This window comes from Trinickia mobilis (genome assembly GCF_017315705.1).
GTDB lineage: Bacteria > Pseudomonadota > Gammaproteobacteria > Burkholderiales > Burkholderiaceae > Trinickia_A > Trinickia_A mobilis.
Window position 1 is genome coordinate 1 of the sequence record NZ_JAFLRF010000104.1, and the last position, 2,407, is coordinate 2,407.

The 2,407-nt window shown below is 65.8% G+C and carries 1 protein-coding gene; it reads left to right on the top strand.

What is annotated here, in order from left to right:
• Nucleotides 1-2,407, top strand: a 2,407-nt coding sequence (locus J3489_RS37085) for a hemagglutinin repeat-containing protein (protein ID WP_207005751.1), incomplete at both ends; no start/stop codon positions are given.

Consider the following 2,407-nt stretch of genomic DNA (forward strand, 5'->3'; position numbering starts at 1 on the left):
AGCGCCCTCGTCGGGACGAACGACGTGACGCTGAACGCGGCGCGTGACGTGAAGATCACGACGTCGCAGGATACGGTGCGGTCGTCGACTTACTACGAAAAGAAGGAGACGGGGCTGCTGACGAACGGCGGGCTGTCGGTGTCGGCGGGCACGCGATCGATGACCGATAAGCAGCAGTCGGCGTCGGTGACGAACACGGGCAGCGCGATTGGCGCGCTGAACGGCAATCTGACGGTGACGGCGGGCAACGATCTGCACGCGACGGGCAGTGTGCTGCACGCAGGCAACGACGTGAACCTGGCCGGCAAGACGGTGACGATCGATTCGGCGAACGACACGATGAGCCAGGCCGAGCAGCAGCAATTTCGGCAGGCAGGGCTGACGGTAGGCATCACGAATCCCGTCGTATCGGCGGTGCAGACCGGCCGGCAGATGGCGGATGCCGCGCAGCACGTGGGCGGCGACGCCCGGCTTACGGCGCTGGCCGCCGTCGCGACGGGCCTAGCGGCGAAGAATGGCTACGACGCGCTCAAGTCGATGGGCGGCGATCCGGTGAAGGCGGCGACGAGCGTCGGGATTGACGTATCGGCGGGCGCGAGCAAGAGCGATAGCCAGTCGCAGGTGCAGTCGAGCATGGCGGTGGGCAGTGCCGTCTCGGCGGGCCGGAACGTGACGATCGCGGCGGCGGGTGCGGGCAAGGACAGCAAGCTCGACGTGATCGGCAGCCCGATCTCGGCGGGGAACAACGCGAAGCTCGCTGCACAAGGGAATGTCAATCTGCAAGCCGCGCAAAACACGAGCAGTCAGCATTCGACGAATGGCGGTGCAAGCGCCGGGCTTGGCGTGTCGATCGGCGCGGGCTCGCAGAGCGGCCTTGCATTGACCGCGAGTGCTTCGGGCAGTCGTGGACATGCCGATGGCGATTCGAGCACGTGGACGAATACGCACGTAACGGCTGGCAACACGCTGTCGATCCAGTCTGGCAGCGACACGAACCTGACGGGCGCGGTGGCATCGGGCATGCAGGTGATCGCCGATGTCGGCGGGAACCTGAATATCGAGAGTTTGCAGGACGTTGACCGTTACGACTCGAAGCAGCAGAGCGCGGGGATCGGTGTGAATGTCTGCGTGCCGCCGCTGTGCGCGGGGAGTTCCAGTGTGTCCGCCAGCGTCGGGCAGACGAAGATGAAGAGCGATTACGCCGCCGTCGCCGAGCAAAGCGGGATCAAGGCTGGCGATGGCGGGTTCCAGATCGACGTAAAGGGGAACACGGGCCTGAAAGGCGGCGTGTTGGCGAGCACGGATTCCGCTGTACAAAACGGGTTGAATAGCCTGACCACCGCTACCCTCACCCACAGCGATATCGAAAATCATGCGTCGTATGACGCGTCGCAGGTTGCGCTGTCGGGCGGCTACGGCGGGCAGATCGGCAAGGACCAGAAGGGCCGCGCGGACAACGTGAATCCGGTGCCGGGGACGAGCGTGCCGAGCGTCGGCGGCTTCTCGATTGCGCCGCCGGTTGCGCTGAGCGCGTCGGACGATGCGAGTTCGACGACGCGAAGCGGCATTAGCGGCGGCGTCATCCGTATCACGGATGAGGCGAAGCAACAGCAGTTGACCGGGCAGACCGCGGCCGAGACGGTGGCGAGCATCAATCGGGATACGTCGGATACGGGCGGGGCGCTGGCGCCGATCTTCGACAAGGAGAAGATTGAGGCGGGGTTTGAGATCACGAGCCAGCTTGTGAATCAGGTGGGGACGTTCGTGCAGAACAAGGCGAGCGAGATCGACGGCCTGAGGAAAGCAGCGAACGATCCGAATTCGAAGGATGCGAACGGCAACATTTATACGCCGGAGCAGCGCGCGGCGATGCTGCAACAGGCGGATGCGATCGAGCAGACGTGGGGGCCGGGAAAACCGGGCTCGCAGATTCTGACGGCGCTCACGGCGGCCGCGGGCGGGAATGTCACGGGCGGTGCGGGCCAGTTCGCGGCGAACGCGACGATCAGTTACGTCCAGAGTCTTGGGGCGAACAAGGTCAAGGAACTGGCGAATTCGCTCGGCGAAGGAACGCCGCAAGCCGAGTCGGCGCGCGCCGCGCTGCACGCAATGGTGGGATGCGCGGGGGCGGCAGCAAGCAGCCAAAGTTGCGGCGCGGGCGCGATGGGAGCGGCGGCGAGTTCGGTGCTGGGCTCGCTGCTGGGTTCCGCCAAGGGACTCACGGCGCAAGAGAAGCAAGCGCGCGTGGATCTGGTGACGAGCATCGTGGCCGGGATGGCGGCGGCGGGCGGGCTGAATCCGGCGACGGCGGGCAATGCGGGGCGGATCGAGGCGGAGAATAATCAGGTGGCGCCGATGGCGCCGGTTCCTGGGTGGCTTGCTGGACTGATCAAGCTGCCGGGCTACA